This window comes from Streptomyces sp. NPDC059255 (assembly GCF_042752355.1).
Lineage (GTDB): Bacteria > Actinomycetota > Actinomycetes > Streptomycetales > Streptomycetaceae > Streptomyces.
Window position 1 is genome coordinate 22,490 of sequence record NZ_JBHYZP010000005.1, and the last position, 18,563, is coordinate 41,052.

The following is an 18,563-nucleotide window of genomic DNA, read 5'->3' on the forward strand; positions in this document are numbered from 1 at the left end:
GAAACCGGTGACCGCAGAAAGACCCGGTGCGGATGAGCCACGCTTGGACGTCCAACGCCCCTCGCGACGTCTCTTCGTGCGAAGCCGCTCAGTCCGCTCGTTCGTTGCCGCGCTCGCCTTTCCCGTGGCCGGACTGATCGCGCTCACCGCCGGAGGTCATCTTCTCTTCCCGTTCGAAGGGATCACCACCCTGGAGGGCAAGATCGCCTCCAAGTCGGAGTTCTTCGAGGACGGCGAGGTCCAGAGAATCCTGATGCAGCGCGGGATCAGGGTGCACATCACGAAGATGGGGTCCCGGGAGATCGCGACCACGAGTTTCGACGGTTACGACTTCGCGTTTCCGTCCGGCCAGCCCGCGGCGGAGATCATCAAGACCGGCCGCAGGGACGCGTACGCGAAGGGGCACCGGCCCTTCGTCAGCCCGATCGTCCTCGCCACCTACCGCGAATACGCCGAAACCCTGCGGGAGCACGGCCTGGCCAGGCCACGGCAGATCGGCGGCTCCGACCGCGACAGTCCGCTCTACTACACCCTCGACATGAAGGGGTTCCTCGAACTGAGCGCGCGAGGAAAGACCTGGGACCAGATCGGCATCGGAAGGAACCGTCGGACGACGAACGGCAACAGGATTCTCGCCCAGACGTCGAACATCTGCGATGCGAATCACGCCGGTACGTATCTGGGGCTGGTCGCCTTCGTCCGTAACGGAAACACCGTCCCGACGAGCGATGCGGAAGCGGATCGCGTGGCCGGGATGATCAAACCGACCCTCGTCTCCCAGGGGCTTCCCTCGGAGCAGATGTTCAAGACGTACGAGGTGCCGGAGGGAAAGGGCGTCGCCCCGATCGTGGTGGTGTACGAGCACCAGTACTTCGCCTACCAGATACGGCATCGGCAGCAGACCGGAAAGGCCGACCCCGAGCGGGTGCTGCTCTATCCGTCGACGCAGGTCCTGACCGAGCCCGAATACATCGCGCTCACCCCGAAAGGTGACCGGCTCGGGGAATTGCTCGCCACCGATGAAAAACTCCAGCGCCGGGCGATGGAACTGGGCTTCCGCGTCCTCGATTCCAGCGGCAGGGCGACCAGCACCGAGCTGTACCGGTTCCTGGCGGACCGCGGTGTTCCCGCACCCGCGCCGGCGGCCAACGACACCAAGGCGACCCTGCCGAGCCTGCCGCTGCTGGAACGGATGATCAGCCGCGTCGGCGAGTGCCCGCCGCCGACGCGGACCCCGGGGGCGTCCTCATGAGGCGGCGCCCGCGTCCCGGAGTGGTTCTCGCGCTCTGCCTGGCTCTGCTCTGCACGGCCACCGCCTGCACATCCGGAGGCGAGGAGCCCACCACCCTGCGGGTACTCGCGAGTCCGGAACTGAGGGACATGGGTCCGCTCCTCGACGAGCTCCGCCGGGACACGGGGGTGGACCTGGAGATGGAGTACGAGTCCACCGCGGACGTCGGGAACGGCCTGACCCCCGGCGCGTACCACCACGATCTCGCGTGGCTCTCCTCCGACCGGTACTTCCAGCTCAGGCTCAAGGAGGCCGGAACCGGGGCCGCCAAGCCGCTCGGCACCCCGACCATGTTCTCCCCGGTGGTCGTCGGCGTGAAGCCGGCCACGGCGAGGGCGCTGCGCGCGAAGGCCAGGGCCGGGCAGGTGTCCTGGGCGGACATCGCCGACGCTGCCGCCGCGGGCACGGTGCGCTTCGGCATGGCCGACCCGAAGCGCACCAACAGCGGCCTCTCCGCGCTCGTCGGCGTCGCGACCGCCGCCGCCGGGACCGGCAGCGCGCTGCGCGCCGAGGACATCTCCTGCGACCGGCTGCGCGGATTCCGTACCGGCCAGCGGATCACCGCGGAGAGCGACGCGGAGCTGCGCGAGACGTACATCGCCCACCAGGACCGGCTCGACGCCCTGATCACCTACGAATCGGAGCTGCTCGCACTCAACGCCGGCGACCGGCTCCGCGAGAAGCTGGAGATCATCTACCTGAAGGACGGCATGGTGCTGTCCGACCACCCGCTGCTCCTGCTCGACCCGGCCAAGCGCGACGCGTACGACAAGGTGGTGGGCTGGCTCAAGAGCGCGTCGACGCAGAAGAAAATCATGGAACGCACGCTGCGCCGGCCGCTCGGCGCGGAGGTGCGCAGGGATCCCCGGCTGCGGGCGGACGTCGGCAACGCGCTCTACTTCCCGGACCGGTTGGCGGTCGTGGACCAACTGGTCGAGCAGTACGGCGATCCCCGGCCGAGCGTCCCGAATCACGTGATCTTCCTCCTCGACTACTCCACCTCGATGCGGGGCGCGCGGGCGGCCTCACTGCGCGCGGCGTTCGCCGGTCTCAGCGGCGCGGACACCTCCGCCACAGGGAAGTTCGTGCGGTTCTACCGGGGGGAGGAGATCACCGTCATGCGGTTCGGTGGCCGCGTACTCGCCGAACGCGATGTCACCGTCGGCGGGCGGCGCGACCTGGAGTCCGTGGGCTCCTTCGTCGCGGCCGACGACTTCGACGCCTCCACCGCCGTCTGGTCCGCGCTCGACCACGCCTACCGGAAGGCGTCCGGCATCGCGCGCGACCATCCCGGACAGCACGTGTCCGTCGTCCTCATGACGGACGGTGAGAGCAATTCGGGGATCGGCCTCGGGGAGTTCGAGCGCCGCCACTCGGCACGGGCGGATGCTGTCCGCTCCATCCCCACCTTTCCGCTCCGCTTCGGCGAGGCGGACCCGGCGGAACTGACCCGGGTGGCGCGTATCACCGGCGGACGCGTGGTGGACGCGGGCACCCGTTCCCTTTCCGACGCCTTCAAGGAGATCCGTGGCTGTTGACAACGCACTGTGGTGGAGCGTCTGGTGGCCGTGGACGCTCGTATGGACGGCGACCGCCGTGAGCCTGATCATCGTCGCGGTCCTGCTGGTGGCCCTGGTGCGTCGGTACCGCAGACGCCTCGGACAGAGCTCGGGGAAGCCGACGGAGGGGATCTGCTTCTACCTCCATGACAGCGCCATCATGGACCTGTACCAGATGGGCCGCTACGAGAAGGCGCTGGAGCGGGAGGTCGAGCACCGGATCAGCGGCAGTACGGACGGATCCCTGCGGGCGCGGATCTTCGGCGTCGGCGTCAGCGGCGGCAGGAACGTCAGCCGCGAGGAGATCAGCACCTACATCGAGAGCGCGAGGCCCATCGCGGTGATCGGCATCATCGTGGACACCCTCGAACGGGCCGACGCCATCGTCCACGGCGACCTCAGAACCCGCACCATCACCTGGAACCAGGCCCTCGCCAGGGCCCTGGACACGATCGACCGCCCCGGCGCCGGGGCCGAGGAGCGGGTACGGCTGCGCGACATCGAGGACTTCGTCTCCATACGGGGCCGCTTCCGCAGGGCCGCACAGACCTCCTCACGCACCGTCTTCCTCGCCCCGTACGGCGACCCCGAGGACCCGTCCCAAGGCCCCCAGGTCCGCGTCACCTGTGCCACGGACGGGCTGCGCAACGACGACAGCAACGAGGGCACATTCCCGGCGCGCTGCCTCGGCAAGGTCCGGGACTGGAATCCGGGAACCAGGGAGCTGACCGTCGAGGCCATCGCGATCTTCAGCTAGTACGGACGGGCCCGGCTCGAAGAGCTGACCCACCCGGCCGCGAGCGGCCGTTCGCTGTGCGGTCAGGACGTCAGGCCCCGCAGGCGGTCGGTGGCCTCCTGGAGGACGTCGGTGCGTTTGCAGAACGCGAAGCGTACGAAGGGCGCGCCTTCCTTCCGGTGGTCGTAGAAGACCGCGTTCGGGACCGCGACCACTCCGCACCGTTCCGGCAGCGCGCGGCAGAAGGCGAAGCCGTCGGTCTCGCCGAGGGGGCGGATGTCGGTGGTGACGAAGTAGGTGCCCGCCGGGCGGTAGACCTCGAAGCCGGCCGTCTCCAGGCCCGCGCAGAGCAGGTCGCGCTTGGCGCGGAGGTCGGCGCGCAGGTCGTCGAAGTAGCTCCGGGGCAGGCGCAGCGCCTCCGCGATCGCGTACTGGAACGGGCCCGAGCTGACGTACGTCAGGAACTGCTTCGCCGAGCGCACCGCCGTGACCAGCGCGGGCGGGCCCGTCACCCAGCCCACCTTCCACCCCGTGAACGAGAAAGTCTTGCCGGCGCTGCTGATCGTCAGGGTGCGCTCCCACATGCCGGGGAGGGGCGCGATCGGTACGTGTTCGCCGTCGAAGACCAGGTGTTCGTAGACCTCGTCGGTGACGACCAGCAGATCGCGCTCCACGGCGAGTTCGGCGACCGCGGCCAGTTCGGCGGGGCTGAGGACGGTGCCCGTGGGGTTGTGGGGGGTGTTGAGGAGGAGGACGCGGGTGCGGTCGGTGACAGCGTCGCGCAGTTCGTCGAGGTCGAGGTGGTACGCGCCGTCGTGGGGGCGCAGGGTGACCGGGACGCGGGTGGCGCCCGCCATGCCGATGCAGGCGGCGTACGAGTCGTAGTACGGCTCCAGCGCGATCACCTCGTCGCCGGGGCCGGTCAGCGCGAGCAGGGTGGCGGCGATGGCCTCGGTGGCGCCCGCCGTGACCAGGACCTCGGTGTCGGGGTCGTACGTCAGGCCGTAGCGCAGCCGCTGGTGGTCGGCGACCGCGGTGCGCAGTTCGGGGACGCCGGGGCCGGGTGGGTACTGGTTGCCGCGGCCGTCGCGCAGCGCCCGTACCGCGGCTTCCCTGACGCTGTCGGGTCCGTCCGTGTCGGGGAAGCCCTGGCCGAGGTTGATCGCCCCGGTGCGGGCGGCCAGAGCCGACATCTCCGCGAAGATCGTTGTGCCGCCGAGCCATTCTTTGGTCATGACGGCCATCCTGGGCCGAACCTCTGGACTTGCTCAAGTCAGCTTTGGGCGGCGGACGTGGGGGGACAACCTGAGTCACGCACGTCAGTGCGAGGCCCGCCGCCGGGGGGCGGCAGGCCTCGCTTCGGGGGAACAGCCGGGAACGGCTGGGAAGAGTGAGGACGGTGGGGCCCATGCTCGGTGTGAGTGTGGTGGTGGTTCTGGTCGCGGTCGCGTTCGTCGGGGTCGTGTCGAGTGTGGGCGGGCGGGACAAGCGCCGGAAGGCGAAGGCCCGTGACGCGGCGAGGGCGCGGAGCGCGGCGCAGGGCAGGCGTACGGCGGCTTCCTCGCGGTCGAGGAAGAGCGCGAGCGGTGCGAAGCGCCGTCGGTCCGACGGCAGTTGGTGGGCCGGTGGCAGCGGGGGCGGCAGTGGCGGTGCGGGCTGTGGCGGCTCGGGTGGCGGTTGGGACTCGGGCAGTGGCTCGGACTCGGGCGGCGGCTCGGGCTCGGGGGGCGGCGGTGGGCATTCGTCCTGCGGCGGTGGCGGGTCATCCTCCTGCGGTGGTGGCGGGGGCGGGGGATGTGGCGGAGGTAGCTGACACGGGGCAGCTAGTCCGTCGCTGAACAGTTCCGCCACTGATACGGACAGGTCCCGCGGGGGTTCGCCCTCGCGGGACCTTTTCGTCGGCACCAAATGTCGTTGATCGGCACCGGATTTGGTTGAACAGTTGAACCCCTGGGCCCCCTAGGGGATGGAAACCCCGTCAAGTTGGGTAAAAACACTGTGAGCGTCGCGTACTTCGTGATTCCCTCCCTCTTGAGAGCTTCCAGCCCTCGGGCCTGATACGGCGCCGAGCCGGCGATCTCCCCCACAAGTTCCGGAGCTCTCCGTCCGGGACGTCCCCGGTCCACCCGTCAAGCGTGTTTGCGGAGCCGACCCATGCTCACCACCCTCAATACCGCCTACACCGACACCCGAGCGGCCGATCTGGCCTGGGAGTTGGGCCGGGAACCGGTTCCCGCCCTGGCCGTCCTGGACCTCGACCTCGCCGGTGCCGGGCTCCAGTTGCGACTGCTCGGCGCTTCCCACCAGGTGATCCTTGAGGAGCGTGGGGGTACGTGCTCCGAGACCGTCGCCTGTATGCCGGGCAGCAGTACGCCGCTGCCGCTCGGTGTGTCCAAGCGCCTCGGCGAATGGGAGTACGAATTCGCCGCGCGCGTCGAGACGCTCTCGCGCAATTCTTTCGCCGGCCGCGCGCAGGAGCTGCTGGCGCTGGTCGCCGATCACCCGAACGGCTTAGCGGGGACGTTCCCCGGGGCCCCGAACGCCTTCACCGCGATGCTCGCGCAGCGCGACGAGAGCCATGTCCGGTGGCGTACCTGGCACGCGTACCCCCAGGAGGGGCGCCTGGTGGTGACCCGGACGCGTATCAGGGTCCGTATGCCTGCCGCGCGGGAAATTCAACCGTGTGGGTGACAAACCGCAATGAATTCGTGACGTAGCGTTACGGGCATGATCGAGCAGTCCGTGTCCTCGCCGCCCCAGGGTGAGACACGGCTGCCCGTGCGCGCGGGCGCGGGACGGTTCCTGATCCTCGCCGCCGTCTTCGTCTGTGCCGCGTGCGGACTGGTGTACGAGCTGGAGCTGGTCGCGCTCGCCTCGTATCTGATCGGGGACTCCGTCACCCAGGCGTCCGTCGTGCTGTCCGTGATGGTCTTCGCGATGGGGGTCGGCTCGCTGCTCGCGAAGCGGCTGCGCTGCCGGGCGGCCTTCGGGTTCGGGCTGCTGGAGGCGGCGCTCGCGCTGCTGGGCGGCTGCTCGGCGCTCGTGCTGTACATGAGCTTCGTGTGGGTGGGCGAGTCGCGGTATGCGCTGGTGGGCTTCTCGCTGGCCATCGGTGTGCTCATCGGCGCCGAAATCCCGCTGCTGATGACACTCATCCAGCGGTTCTCCCGGCAGGACGCGGAGGGGACGGTCGCCGACCTGTTCGCCGCGGACTACGTGGGCGCGCTCGTCGGCGGGCTCGCCTTCCCGTTCCTCCTGCTGCCCTGGCTGGGACAGCTCATGGGGGCGCTGGTGACGGGCGCGGTCAACGCGGTGGCGGGCGCCGCGCTCGTCCTGTGCCTGTTCGGGCGCGATCTCACGCGGCGGTCGCGCCGGCTGCTGGTCGCGGTCAATGTGCTGGTGCTGGCGGTGCTCGCCGCGGCGGCGGTCGGGGTCGACGACTTCGAGCGGGCGGCGCGCCGCGCGCTCTACGGCGACGAGGTGCGGATCGCCCTGCACACCGAGATCCAGGACGTGGTGCTCACGGGCGCGGGCGAGCGGGGCGGGCCGCTGGAGCTCTATCTGGACGGGCGGCTGCGGGTCAGCGGGCGCGACGAGTTCCGGTACCACGAGGCGCTGGTGCACCCCGCGATGCGCGGGCCCCACGGGCGGGTGCTGATCCTCGGCGGGGGCGACGGACTGGCGGCGCGCGAGGTGCTGCGCTACCGGGACGTCCGCTCGGTCACCCTGGTCGAGCTGGACCCGGGCGTCGTCCGGCTCGCCCGTACGGACCGGGCGCTGGCGGCGCTGAACGGGCACGCGTACGACGACCCGCGGCTGCGGCAGGTCTCGGCGGACGCGTTCAGCTGGCTGCGGGGGGCGGGCGGCGGTGGTGCGGGAGGCGGTGGTGCGGGCGCGTACGACGTGGTCATCTCGGACCTCCCCAACCCCGGCATCACCGCGAGTACGAAGCTCTACTCCGAGGAGTTCTACGGGCTGGCCTCGCGCGTCCTCGCCAAGGGCGGGCGGCTGGCGGTGCACGCGGGATCGCCCACGGCCGAGCCGCGTACGTACTGGACGGTGGACGCGACGCTGCGCGCCGCCGGGTTCGGTACGACGCCGTACCGCGCCAAGGGCGGCCCCTCCGGCTTCGCGGCGGGGCCCGACCGGGTGAAGGACGGCAGACCGGCGGCGCGCGACTGGGGGTTCGAGCTCGCGGCCGTGGGCGCGCGCCCTGCGCTCACACCGATACCGGACGAGCCGAGGCTGCGGTCGTCGGCACCGGCCCTGCCGGGCGCCGGGCGGCGGGAGGTGGAGCGGACGAGGGTGCCGGGGCTCCCGGCGTCGACGCTGGTGCACCCGCGGTACGGCGGATAGCGGCGCGACAGGGGTGGACAGCGGTGGACAGCGGCGGATCGCAGGGGGCGTTGTGTGTCGTGTGGGGTGGTGTGGGGCAAAGGGGCTGCTTCTGCGGCGACCTCTGAGTAGGCTCGGCTTCCATGGAGCATGAGGTGTTCGTTCCGGTTTCGGCAGAGACCCTTCGGCAGACGCTGCGGGACCCTGCCCGGGTCGCCCGGTGCGTACCGGGACTCCAGCAGGACGCCGACGCTTCGGCCGGGCCGCTCGCCGGGCGGCTCAAGGTCCGTATCGGCGGCCATACGATCACCTACCGCGGCGCGCTGACGCTCGCCGAGCGGGAGGGGCGGGACGGGCAGGACGGGCGGTTCGAGGCCGAGGGCGCGGGCGCCGAGGTCCGGGGCACCGGCTCGGCCAAGCTCACCCTCACGATCCGGCTGAGGGACGCCCCCGGCGGCACGATCGTCATGTTCACGGGTGGCGCCCGCGCGGACGGCCGGCTGGCCGAGGTGGACGCCGGGACGGTGGCGAGCGCGGGGCCCCGGCTGCTGGACCGGTTCGTGGCGCGGCTGGGGGAGGAGTCGGCCCCGGAGGAGCCCGGGAGTGGCGGTGCGGCCGGGCCGGAGTCCGGGGCTTCTCGTGCTGCCGCACCCGACGCGGACTCCGGGACGGATTCGGAGGCGGGTTCCGGGCCGGAGACGGGTTCCGGGACGGAAGCGGATTCGGGTGCTGATGCGGACGGCGATGTGGACGGCGATGCGGAGATCGATGGCGCCGCCTCCGTCTTCGATGTCGATGTGCCGCCGTCCTCGCTCGACGGTGAGACCACCTCCGGGGAGGGCGACTTCCGTATCCCCGACGTTCCCTTCGAGGAGCCGCCCGCCGAGGCCGCGCACGCCCGGCGGACCATGATCGGCCGCAGCGCCGAGGAGGTCGACCACGCGCCGCCGCGCGGCCGGTACGCGCCGGTGCCCGCGCCCGACGCGGCCGAGGGCGGCGGCGCGCTCCGCTGGATCGCCCCCGCAGCCGCACTCGCCCTCGCCTCCGCCGTGGTGGTCGGCCGCGCGCTGCGGCGGCGCAAGTAGTGTCGGAGTGTGAGTAGCAGCGAAGAGAACATCCGACTGGCGGCGGGCGACGCCGAGTTGACCATCACCCCGGCGAACGGCTGCCGGATCAGCAGTCTGCGCATCGGTGGGACCGAAGTGCTGCGCCAAGGGGAGCGGTACGGCTGCTTCCCGATGGTGCCGTGGTGCGGCCGGATCGAGCACGGGCAGTTCCGCACCGGCGGAGTGCTCCACCAGATGCCCCTGAACTCCCCGCCGCACGCCATCCACGGCACCGGCAGGGACACGGCCTGGCGCACCGCGCGGGTGGGTGACAGCGAGGCGGCGTTCACGTACGACCTGGTGGAGCCGTGGCCGTACAGCGGACTGGTGACGCAGGTCGTCGAACTGACCGCGGACTCGCTGACCCTCCGGCTCGGGGTGGAGACGTACGACACGTCCTTCCCGGCGCAGGCGGGCTGGCACCCGTGGTTCCTCCGCACCCTCGAAGAGAGCGGGGCCGGAGGGTCGGCCGAGGGGAGCGGTGTGAAGCTCGACTTCGCCGCCGACTGGCAGGAGGAGCGCGGCCCCGACCACCTGCCCACCGGCCGCCGGATCCCGCCGCGCCCCGGCCCCTGGGACGACTGCTTCGGGATGCCGGACGGCGTGGCCGCCACGCTGACCTGGCCCGGCCGGCTCGAACTCAAGGTGACGAGCCCCGCCGAGTGGGCCGTGATCTACGACGAGCAGGCCGAGGCGGTCTGCGTCGAGCCGCAGTCGGGGCCGCCGAACGGACTGAACACCGCGCCCCGGCTGGTCACCCCGCTGGAGCCGCTGGAGATCGTCACCACGTGGCAGTGGCGACGGCTCTGAGCACCGGGAGGGGCGGCGGGGAGGACCGGCATGATCCAAACGACAGGCCCTAAGCTCATGGGCATGAGTGACGTACGGGCTGAGCTGCTCCAGCTGATCAAGGACAAGGCCGTGGTGCACGGCAAGGTGACCCTCTCCTCGGGGCAGGAGGCCGACTGGTACATCGACCTGCGCAGGATCACGCTGGACGGTCATGCCGCACCGCTGGTCGGGCAGGTCATGCTGGACGCCACCGCAGAGCTGGACTTCGACTGCGTGGGCGGGCTGACGCTGGGCGCCGACCCGGTGGCGACGTCGATGCTGCACGCCTCCGCCGCGCGCGGGCAGCGGCTCGACGCGTTCGTCGTCCGCAAGGCGCAGAAGGCGCACGGCCTCCAGCGCCGGATCGAGGGCACGGACGTCAAGGGCCGGCGCTGCCTCGTGGTCGAGGACACCTCCACCACGGGCGGCTCGCCCCTGACGGCCGTCGAGGCGGTACGGGAGGCCGGCGGCGAGGTCGTCGCGGTCGCCGTCATCGTGGAGCGCGGCGCGGCCCCGGCCGTCGCGGCGGCCGGGCTGCCGTACCTCAATGTCTACGGACTCGCCGAGCTGGGGCTCTGACCCGCGAGCCGGGGCTCTGACCCGCCTCTCCCAACCACCGCTCCCACCTGGGGATTTCCGCCGGTGACGGCGGCTGTCGGCCGTTTCACGTGAAACGGCCGACAGGGGTGCGCGCGACACTCGCCGTGGACGCCGCGGGAGAGTCTGGAAAGATGGGGCCGACGACGATGTCGCCCCCAGGTCAGGGACAAGCACCTCACACCCGCACATCACAAGGAGCGGCCCGATGCCCATCGCAACCCCCGAGGTCTACGCCGAGATGCTGGACCGGGCGAAGGCAGGCAAGTTCGCCTACCCGGCCATCAATGTGACCTCGTCCCAGACCCTGCACGCCGCGCTGCGCGGCTTCGCCGAGGCCGAGAGTGACGGCATCATCCAGATGTCGACCGGTGGTGCCGAGTTCCTGGGCGGCCAGTACAACAAGGACATGGTGACCGGCGCGGTCGCCCTCGCCGAGTTCGCGCACATCGTCGCCGCCAAGTACGACATCACCGTCGCGCTCCACACCGACCACTGCCCCAAGGACAAGCTCGACGGCTATGTCCGTCCGCTGCTCGACATCTCCGCCGAGCGCGTGAAGGCCGGCCGTAACCCGCTCTTCCAGTCGCACATGTGGGACGGCTCCGCCGAGACCCTCGCGGACAACCTGGCCATCGGTGAGGAACTGCTCGCCCAGGCCGCCGCCGCCAAGATCATCCTTGAGGTCGAGATCACCCCGACCGGCGGCGAGGAGGACGGCGTCAGCCACGAGATCAACGACGAGCTGTACACGACCGTCGATGACGCCCTGCGGACCGCCGAGGCCCTGGGCCTGGGCGAGAAGGGTCGCTACCTGCTGGCCGCGTCCTTCGGCAATGTCCACGGCGTCTACAAGCCGGGCAATGTCGTGCTCCGTCCCGAGCTGCTCAAGGACCTCCAGGACGGCGTCGGCGCCAAGTACGGCAAGGCCGCCGGCAGCCAGCCGTTCGACTTCGTCTTCCACGGCGGCTCCGGCTCCACGGCCGAGGAGATCGCCACGGCGCTGGAGAACGGCGTCGTGAAGATGAACCTCGACACCGACACGCAGTACGCCTTCACCCGGCCCGTCGCGGACCACGTGCTGCGCAACTACGACGGTGTGCTGAAGGTCGACGGCGAGGTCGGTTCCAAGAAGACGTACGACCCGCGCACCTGGGGCAAGCTGGCCGAGGCCGGCATGGCCAAGCGCGTCACCGAGGCGTGCGCCGCGCTGCGCTCCACGGGCACCAAGCTCAAGTAGTCCGGTCGAGGACGTTTCTGGAGGGCGCGTCGGCAGGACGCGTCTGGAGGACGCGTCTGTGCGTCGGGTGCCGGGTCGCCTTCCGCGAGCGGTGCGGGGATGATCCCCGTATGGACATCAGGCTGTCCTCGGCCCGGGGACGCTGGGTCATTCTGACGACGGTGCTCGGCTCGACCATGGCCCTGCTCGACTCCACCGTCGTCAATGTCGCGCTGCCGCACATCGGGGACTCCCTGAACGCGGATCTCGCGGCGCTCCAGTGGACCGTCAACGCGTACATGGTCACCCTGGCCGGGCTGATCCTGCTCGGCGGGTCGCTCGGGGACCGGTACGGGCGGCGCCGCGTCTTCGTCATCGGTGTGGTGTGGTTCGCGCTCGGGTCGCTGCTGTGCGGGATCGCGCCGAACGCGGGCATCCTGATCGCGGCGCGCGCCCTCCAGGGCGTGGGCGGCGCGCTGCTCGTCCCGGGTTCGCTCGCGATCATCCAGGCGAGCTTCCACCCGGACGACCGGGCGCGGGCCGTCGGTGTGTGGTCGGGGCTCGGCGGTGTGGGGGCGGCGGTCGGGCCGTTCCTCGGCGGCTGGCTGGTGGACGGTCCCGGCTGGCGCTGGGTGTTCCTGATCAATGTGCCGCTGGCCGCGGTGTGCGTACCGGTGGCGCTGCGCCACGTACCGGAGACCCGGGACCCGGCGGCGCACGGGAAGTTCGATGTGCTGGGCGCGGTGCTCGGCGCGGCGGCGCTGGCGCTGGTCACGTACGCGCTCATCGCGAGGACCGTCTGGCCGGGCGTGGCGGGGGTGCTGGTCGCGATCGCCTTCGTACGGACGGAACGGCGCCGGGCCGATCCGATGCTGCCACCGTCGATCTTCAGGTCCCGGCTGTTCACCTCGGTGAACGTGGTGACGCTGTGCGTGTACGCGGCGTTCGGCGGCTTCTTCTTCCTCGCCGCGCTCCAGCTCCAGGTCGTCGCCGGGTATTCGGCGCTGCGCGCGGGCGCCGCCCTGCTGCCGACAACGGTGCTGATGCTGCTGCTCTCCGCGCGCTCCGGCGCCCTGGCCCAGCGGATCGGGCCCCGGCTGCCGCTCACGGTGGGGCCGCTGCTGAGTGCCGTGGGCATGCTGCTGATGCTCCGCGTGGGCCCGGGCGCCGACTACCTGACGGATGTGCTGCCGGCCGTGGCGGTACTGGGGATGGGCATGGTGACGCTGGTCGCCCCGCTGACGGCGACGGTCCTCGCCTCGGTCGATGTCGCACGGGCCGGGCTGGCCAGTGGCATCAACAACGCGGCGGCCCGCGCGGCGGGGCTGATCGCGGTGGCCGCGCTGCCGCTGCTGGCGGGCATGGGGCCGGAGGCGTACCGGTCGGCGACGGAGTTCGACGCCACGTTCCGGCGGGCGATGCCGATGCTCGCGGGGGTGCTGGTGGCGGGCGCGCTGATCGCCTGGGCGACCGTACGGTCCCCGGCGCGGGAGGCGGCCGGGCGGCGGCCGGAGCCCGAGTGCCGGGTCAACTGCGGGCTGACGCCGCCGCTGGAGGCGCGCCGGTCAGAGGGCCTGCAGGGGGAGCGCGGCGGGGCGGAGTGAGGGGAGCTGTTCCGGTGGCTGCGGGATGGGGCTGCCGGGGTCGGTGCCCGTGGCCGCCGGGGTCGACGCCCGTGGCTGCGGGGGGTGAGGGGCAAGGCAGACTGTAGGCATGGGTATCCACGAAAACCTTCTGGGGGGACCGCCCCCCACCGAACTGCCCGACGATCCCGAGCCGCGTGAGCTGCTCGCGAACGGTACGCCGCCCGCCGATGTCGCCGCGAAGTACCCGACCTCCTCGCTGGCCTGGGCGCAGCTCGCCGACGGCGCGTACGAGGGCGGGCGGGTCGTCGAGTCCTACGCGTACGCCAGGACCGGCTACCACCGCGGGCTCGACGCGCTGCGGCGCAGCGGCTGGAAGGGCCACGGCCCGGTGCCGTGGGAGCACGAGCCGAACCGCGGTTTCCTGCGCGCCCTGCACGCGCTCGCGCGTGCCGCGCAGGCGATCGGCGAGGAGGCGGAGTACGAGCGCTGCGCGACGTTCCTGCGGGACTCCTCGCCGCTCGCCGCGGACACCCTCGGCTGAGAGCGTCCGCACACCGCGTGACGACGGTTGCCGGTGCCGACGGTGCCTGACCTGCCCGGACGTCTCCGGAAGCGGTTGCTGCGGATGAGGCCGGGTAGGCGCGGACTGAGTCGGAGCGGGCCGCGCCGCGTATCTCAGGGTGCCGGTATCACTGCGGGGGTGATCTTTTTGAGCCACGTCGTGTCCTGAAAGTCGCGATGAGTGTTTCGGAGAGGAACCCTTCGAAGGCTCCGCCCGTCTCTCAGGGCGTGGCCTTCGCATAAGTGAGCGCATGCCGCTACCGGCATGCCTCAACCGGCATCGACCGTGACCGGGCTCGACCAGGGAGACACACGTTTTGGGCAAGCGCGCCGCCACCCGTCCGGGACGCCGCAGAGCGTCCGCCCCTGGTGGCGGCGGTGGCCGAGGCCTCCGCGGCCGCAGGGGCGGGCGTTCCCGGTTCGGCCCCCTGGCGGTGGCCGGGATCGGCCTCGCAGTCGTGATCATCGGTGGGGTCGTCGTCGCCTCCTGGCCCGGCCCTCCGGCGGAGGCGGACCCCCGGGGAGGGGGCGCTGCCTCCCAGCCGGCCTCCTCCCCGGGCGGGGAGGAGGAGGCGGAGGCCGGACGGAAGCCGGCCCCTGACGACCCGGAGGCCTCGCCGTCCGACGCCTCGTCCAAGCCCTCCAAGTCGCCCGAGCCCTCCGAGTCCGCCAAGGAGCCGAAGACCCCGGAGGTCCCCGCCTCCGGTCCGGGTACGTTCACCACCGCCCAGTCGCAGGGCGAGCCGGTCGGCTCCGGGCCGCTGCGCCGTTACCGCGTGCAGGTGGAGGACGGGATAGACATCTCCGCCGCCGACGCCGCGACCGAGATCGAGGAGATCCTCGCCCACTCGCGCGGCTGGGCCGCGCACGGCCGGGGCACCTTCCAGCTCGTCTCGTCCAACGCCGACTTCGTCGTCCGAATAGCCACCCCGGCGACGGCGGACCGGCTCTGCCTCGCCCAGGGGCTGGACACCCACGGCGAGCTGAACTGCGAGACCACCGAGGGCGTCGTGGTCAATCTGCGCCGCTGGATGCTGGGCTCTCCGACGTTCGACGGACCGGCCTCCGAGTACCGGCACCTCATCATCAACCACGAGGTCGGCCATGAGATCGGCCTCCGCCAACATCTGGGGTGCGCCGGGCCCGGCGAGCTCGCGCCGGTGATGATGCAGCAGATCAAGGGGCTCGACGGGTGCCGGTCCAACCCCTGGCCGTACGACGAGGACGGCGCGTACGTCGACGGCCCGACCGTCTGAGTCCCGACGACCGTGTGAGTTCCGACGGCCGTGTGAGTTCCGACGACCTTCTGACTCTCGACGGCCCGGCTCGCTGAATTCCTGGGCCCGCCTGCCCGGGCCGGGCTCCGGGGACCCGGATTATGATGCCGGGAGGGGACCGGAGCTCCGTAGCCACCCACGGAAAGGGGCGGACCGCTACCCGGCACTTGTCGAGGAGACAGAGATGTCGTACACCCCTGACGCCCCCGGAGCCGGTTCGGACGCTCCGAATCTGGACTTCGCCGGGACGACCCCGTACGAGGACTACGTCCAGGCGGACGTCCTCACCCACTTGCAGCACCCCCGCTCCGACGACCCCGGCGAGATGGTCTTCCTCGTCACCACCCAGGTCATGGAGCTGTGGTTCACCGTCATCGTCCACGAGTGGGAGACCGCCTCCCGGGCGCTGCGCGAGGACCGTACGAAGGCCGCGATCGACGCGCTCGGGCGCTCCGCCCACGAACTGGAGGCGCTCAACGCCTCCTGGCAGCCGCTCGCCCGGCTCACCCCCGCGCAGTTCAACGCGTACCGCGGCGCGCTCGGCGAGGGCTCCGGCTTCCAGTCCGCGATGTACCGGCGCATGGAGTTCCTGCTCGGTGAGAAGTCCGCGTCGATGCTCGTCCCGCACCGGGGCGCGCCGCGCGTCCACGCCGAGCTGGAGAAGGCGCTCCAGCAGCCGAGCCTGTACGACGAGGTGCTGCGGCTCCTCGCCCGGCGCGGGCTGCCGGTGCCGGACGCGGTGCTCGGCCGCGATCTCGCGCTGCGGTACGAACCGGTGCCCGAGGTCGAGGAGATCTGGACCGGGATCTACGGCGACCCGGACGGGAACGCCGAACTCGTCCGGCTCGGCGAGGCGCTGACCGATGTCGCCGAGCTGGTGTGGCGCTGGCGCAACGACCATCTGGTGGCGACCCGGCGAGCGATGGGCTCCAAGACCGGCACGGGCGGTTCCGCGGGCGTCGCCTGGCTGGAGAAACGGGCCACCAAGAACGTGTTCCCCGAGCTGTGGACGGCGCGCAGCCATGTCTGAGCCACTGAAGACGTCCGGGTCGACATCGGAGCTGACAACGGAGCCGGCAACGGAGCCGGCAACGGAGTCTTCGGCGTCGGCCGCCTCGCCGGACCTGGTCGCCCGGGCCGCCGCGCTCGACGCCGCCGACGGACTCGCCCCGCTGCGCGGACTGTTCGCCCTCAACGAGGGATCCGTCTATCTCGACGGGAACTCGCTGGGCGCGCTGCCCCGCCATGTCCCGGAGCGGATCCGCGACGTGATGACCCGTCAATGGGGCGAGCTGGGCATTCGCTCCTGGACCGAGGGCGGCTGGTGGACCGCGCCCGAGCGGATCGGTGACCGGATAGCCCCGCTCGTCGGCGCCGGTCCCGGGCAGATCGTGGTCGGGGACTCCACCAGCGTCAATGTCTTCAAGGCGGTGGTGGCCGCCGTACGCCTCGCCGACGGGGACGGGGGTCAGGAGCGCCAGCAACGTACGGAGCTGCTGGTCGACGCCACGACCTTCCCCACGGACGGCTACATCGCGCGGTCCGCCGCCCGGATGACCGGCCGGCGGATCGTGCCGTTCGACCCGGCCGAGCTGCCCGGCGCGCTGGGGCCCCGTACCGCCGCCGTGCTCGTCAACCACGTCGACTTCCGTACGGGACGCCTCCACGACCTGCCCGGGATCACCGCCGCCGCGCACGCGGCCGGGGCGCTCGCCGTGTGGGACCTGTGCCACAGCGCGGGCGCCCTGCCGGTCGGGCTGGACGAGCACGGCGTCGACCTCGCGGTGGGCTGCACGTACAAGTACCTGAACGGCGGGCCCGGTTCGCCGGCCTTCCTCTATGTCGCCGAACGTCATCAGGCCCGCTTCGACTCCCCGCTGCCGGGGTGGAACGCGCATGCCGACCCGTTCGCGATGGCTCCCGGCTTCGTGGCGGCGGACGGCGCGGTACGGGGCCGGGTCGGCACCCCCGACATTCTCTCCATGCTGGCGCTGGACGCGGCGCTCGACGTCTGGGAGTCCGTACGGATGGCGGACGTCCGGGCCAAGAGCCTGGCGCTGACCGACTTCTTCCTGGAGTGCGTCACGGCGTACGTCCCACCGGGCAGGGTGAGTTCACCGACCCCCGCCGCGCACGCGGAGCGCGGCAGCCAGGTCGCCCTGCGGTGCCCGGAGGCGCCCGCGGTGATGGAGGCGCTGATCGCCCGCGGGGTGGTCGGGGACCTGCGCAGGCCGGACCTGCTGCGCTTCGGTTTCACCCCGCTGTACGTGGGCTTCGCCGACGCGGAACGGGCGGCGCGGGTACTCGGTGACGTGCTGGCCGGGGTACCGGGTGAGGAGCCGCCGGGTGATCGGTGACGGCCGACGCCCCATGGGGCTGATAGCGTCCCGCTGATCAGGTCAATTCGGCCCCCGTACCGAAAGGTTGGCGCAAGATGCCGGACCCCGCCGCGCACGACGCTGTCGCTCGCGACGCCGCAGAGACCGAAGCGGTCCTCACCCGTCCGGTCGTCCGGCCCGATGCCACCGCCGCGTACGGTGAACACCCTGATCAGGTGATCGACTTCTACGCCCCCCGGGGCGGTCAGGAGCGGGTGCCGCTCGTCGTCGTCCTGCACGGCGGCGCGTGGCGCGCGCCGTACGACCGGCAACACCTCACCCCGTTCGCGGACTTCCTGGCACGGCGCGGGTTCGCCGTCGCCAATGTCGAGTACCGGCGCGGGGACGCTCCTGAGGGGAACGCCGGTACGAACGGGGGCGGTGGGCCGGTGGCGGGGCGCTGGCCCGAGACGTTCGACGACGTGGCCGCCGCGCTCGACGCCCTCCCGGCGCTCGCCGAGGCCGCGCTGCCGCAGGCCGACGTGCGGCGCACGGTGGTGACGGGGCACTCCGCGGGCGGCCACCTCGCGCTCTGGGCGGCGTCCCGCCATGTGCTGCCGGAGGGCTCGCCCTGGCGGCTGGCGGAGCCGCCGCCGCTGCGCGGGGTCGTCGCGCTGGCGCCGATCGCGGACCTCGTACGCGCCGTCGAGCTGGCGGTGTGCGGCGGGGCCGTGCTCCAGCTCCTCGGCGGTGAAGCGGAGTTCAAGCTGCGCAGGGAGAGCGCGGACCCGGCCGCGCTGCTGCCGACGGGGATCGCGACGACGGTGGTGCAGGGCCGTACGGACCTCACCGTTCCGTACGAGGTCGCCGAGGCGTACGTGGAGGCGGCGGGCCGGGCCGGCGAGCTGGTCGGGCTGACGCTGCTGGAGGACGTCGGGCACTTCCCGCTCGTGGACCCGTCGGCGGACGCGTGCGCGGTGGTCGCGGAGGAGATCGCCCAGCTCGCGTGGTGAGCGGTCCCGGCACGCGCAGCTCGCGTGGTGAGCACCCCTGTCCTGCGCGGTGAGCACGCGCGGCGACCACCCGTCACCCCGTCACCCCGTCACCTCGTCACCTCGTCACCTCGTAGTACCTGGGACGGACGGGG

At 71.8% G+C, this 18,563-nt stretch carries 16 protein-coding genes; 15 read left to right on the top strand and 1 reads right to left on the bottom strand.

The window, feature by feature from the left end:
* Positions 1-76: 76 nt before the first annotated feature.
* Genes ACFXKG_RS08930 through ACFXKG_RS08940 form a run of 3 tightly spaced genes read left to right on the top strand, consistent with a single transcriptional unit; the run spans position 77 to position 3,607 of the window.
* A complete protein-coding gene (locus ACFXKG_RS08930) occupies positions 77-1,252 on the top strand; it encodes a hypothetical protein (RefSeq protein ID WP_384834599.1) in 1,176 nt (391 codons plus the stop codon).
* The gene (locus ACFXKG_RS08935) at positions 1,249-2,829 is read left to right on the top strand and encodes a substrate-binding domain-containing protein (protein WP_384834602.1); all 1,581 of its coding nucleotides are present in this window, start codon (positions 1,249-1,251) and stop codon (positions 2,827-2,829) included. The genes ACFXKG_RS08930 and ACFXKG_RS08935 overlap by 4 nt, the downstream gene beginning before the upstream one ends.
* Entirely contained in the window at positions 2,819-3,607 is a 789-nt protein-coding gene (locus ACFXKG_RS08940; protein WP_384834605.1) for a hypothetical protein, read from the top strand. The genes ACFXKG_RS08935 and ACFXKG_RS08940 overlap by 11 nt, the downstream gene beginning before the upstream one ends.
* 62 nt (positions 3,608-3,669) lie before the next feature.
* On the opposite strand, the gene ACFXKG_RS08945 is transcribed toward ACFXKG_RS08940, so the two are convergent.
* The gene (locus ACFXKG_RS08945) at positions 3,670-4,821 is read right to left on the bottom strand and encodes a pyridoxal phosphate-dependent aminotransferase (RefSeq protein WP_384834608.1); all 1,152 of its coding nucleotides are present in this window, start codon (positions 4,819-4,821) and stop codon (positions 3,670-3,672) included.
* Positions 4,822-5,740: 919 nt separating this feature from the next.
* Here ACFXKG_RS08945 and ACFXKG_RS08950 point away from each other — a divergent pair.
* The 12 genes from ACFXKG_RS08950 to ACFXKG_RS09005 all read left to right on the top strand — a co-directional run bounded on the left by ACFXKG_RS08950 (position 5,741) and on the right by ACFXKG_RS09005 (position 18,429).
* Positions 5,741-6,277 carry a DUF2617 family protein gene (locus ACFXKG_RS08950; RefSeq protein ID WP_365817147.1) on the top strand — a complete coding sequence of 179 codons (537 nt, stop codon included), beginning with the start codon at positions 5,741-5,743 and terminating at the stop codon, positions 6,275-6,277.
* A gap of 36 nt (positions 6,278-6,313) precedes the next feature.
* Entirely contained in the window at positions 6,314-7,942 is a 1,629-nt protein-coding gene (locus ACFXKG_RS08955) for a polyamine aminopropyltransferase (protein ID WP_384834611.1), read from the top strand.
* Positions 7,943-8,064: 122 nt separating this feature from the next.
* Positions 8,065-9,006 (top strand): SRPBCC domain-containing protein, encoded by a 942-nt coding sequence (locus ACFXKG_RS08960; RefSeq protein ID WP_384834614.1) that lies wholly within the window; start codon positions 8,065-8,067, stop codon positions 9,004-9,006.
* 9 nt (positions 9,007-9,015) lie between these two features.
* On the top strand, positions 9,016-9,837 hold the full coding sequence (locus ACFXKG_RS08965) for an aldose 1-epimerase (protein WP_384834617.1): 822 nt from the start codon (positions 9,016-9,018) through the stop codon (positions 9,835-9,837).
* Between the two features lie 63 nt (positions 9,838-9,900).
* A complete protein-coding gene (gene pyrE, locus ACFXKG_RS08970) occupies positions 9,901-10,437 on the top strand; it encodes an orotate phosphoribosyltransferase (protein WP_365817139.1) in 537 nt (178 codons plus the stop codon).
* Between the two features lie 226 nt (positions 10,438-10,663).
* On the top strand, positions 10,664-11,695 hold the full coding sequence (gene fbaA, locus ACFXKG_RS08975; RefSeq protein ID WP_384834620.1) for a class II fructose-bisphosphate aldolase: 1,032 nt from the start codon (positions 10,664-10,666) through the stop codon (positions 11,693-11,695).
* Between the two features lie 110 nt (positions 11,696-11,805).
* Positions 11,806-13,278, top strand: coding sequence for an MFS transporter (locus ACFXKG_RS08980; RefSeq protein ID WP_384834623.1), 1,473 nt, complete (start codon positions 11,806-11,808; stop codon positions 13,276-13,278).
* 109 nt (positions 13,279-13,387) lie between these two features.
* Positions 13,388-13,801: a DUF3151 domain-containing protein gene (locus ACFXKG_RS08985; RefSeq protein ID WP_384834626.1), complete on the top strand. Its 414-nt coding sequence runs from the start codon at positions 13,388-13,390 to the stop codon at positions 13,799-13,801.
* A gap of 478 nt (positions 13,802-14,279) precedes the next feature.
* Positions 14,280-15,077, top strand: a complete 798-nt coding sequence (locus ACFXKG_RS08990) for a DUF3152 domain-containing protein (RefSeq protein WP_384834629.1) — start codon at positions 14,280-14,282, stop codon at positions 15,075-15,077.
* 205 nt (positions 15,078-15,282) lie between these two features.
* Positions 15,283-16,128 carry a tryptophan 2,3-dioxygenase family protein gene (locus ACFXKG_RS08995; protein ID WP_365817128.1) on the top strand — a complete coding sequence of 282 codons (846 nt, stop codon included), beginning with the start codon at positions 15,283-15,285 and terminating at the stop codon, positions 16,126-16,128.
* A complete protein-coding gene (gene kynU, locus ACFXKG_RS09000) occupies positions 16,121-17,455 on the top strand; it encodes a kynureninase (RefSeq protein ID WP_384834632.1) in 1,335 nt (444 codons plus the stop codon). The genes ACFXKG_RS08995 and kynU overlap by 8 nt, the downstream gene beginning before the upstream one ends.
* Before the next feature lie 77 nt (positions 17,456-17,532).
* The gene (locus ACFXKG_RS09005) at positions 17,533-18,429 is read left to right on the top strand and encodes an alpha/beta hydrolase (RefSeq protein ID WP_384834635.1); all 897 of its coding nucleotides are present in this window, start codon (positions 17,533-17,535) and stop codon (positions 18,427-18,429) included.
* Positions 18,430-18,563: the final 134 nt, after the last annotated feature.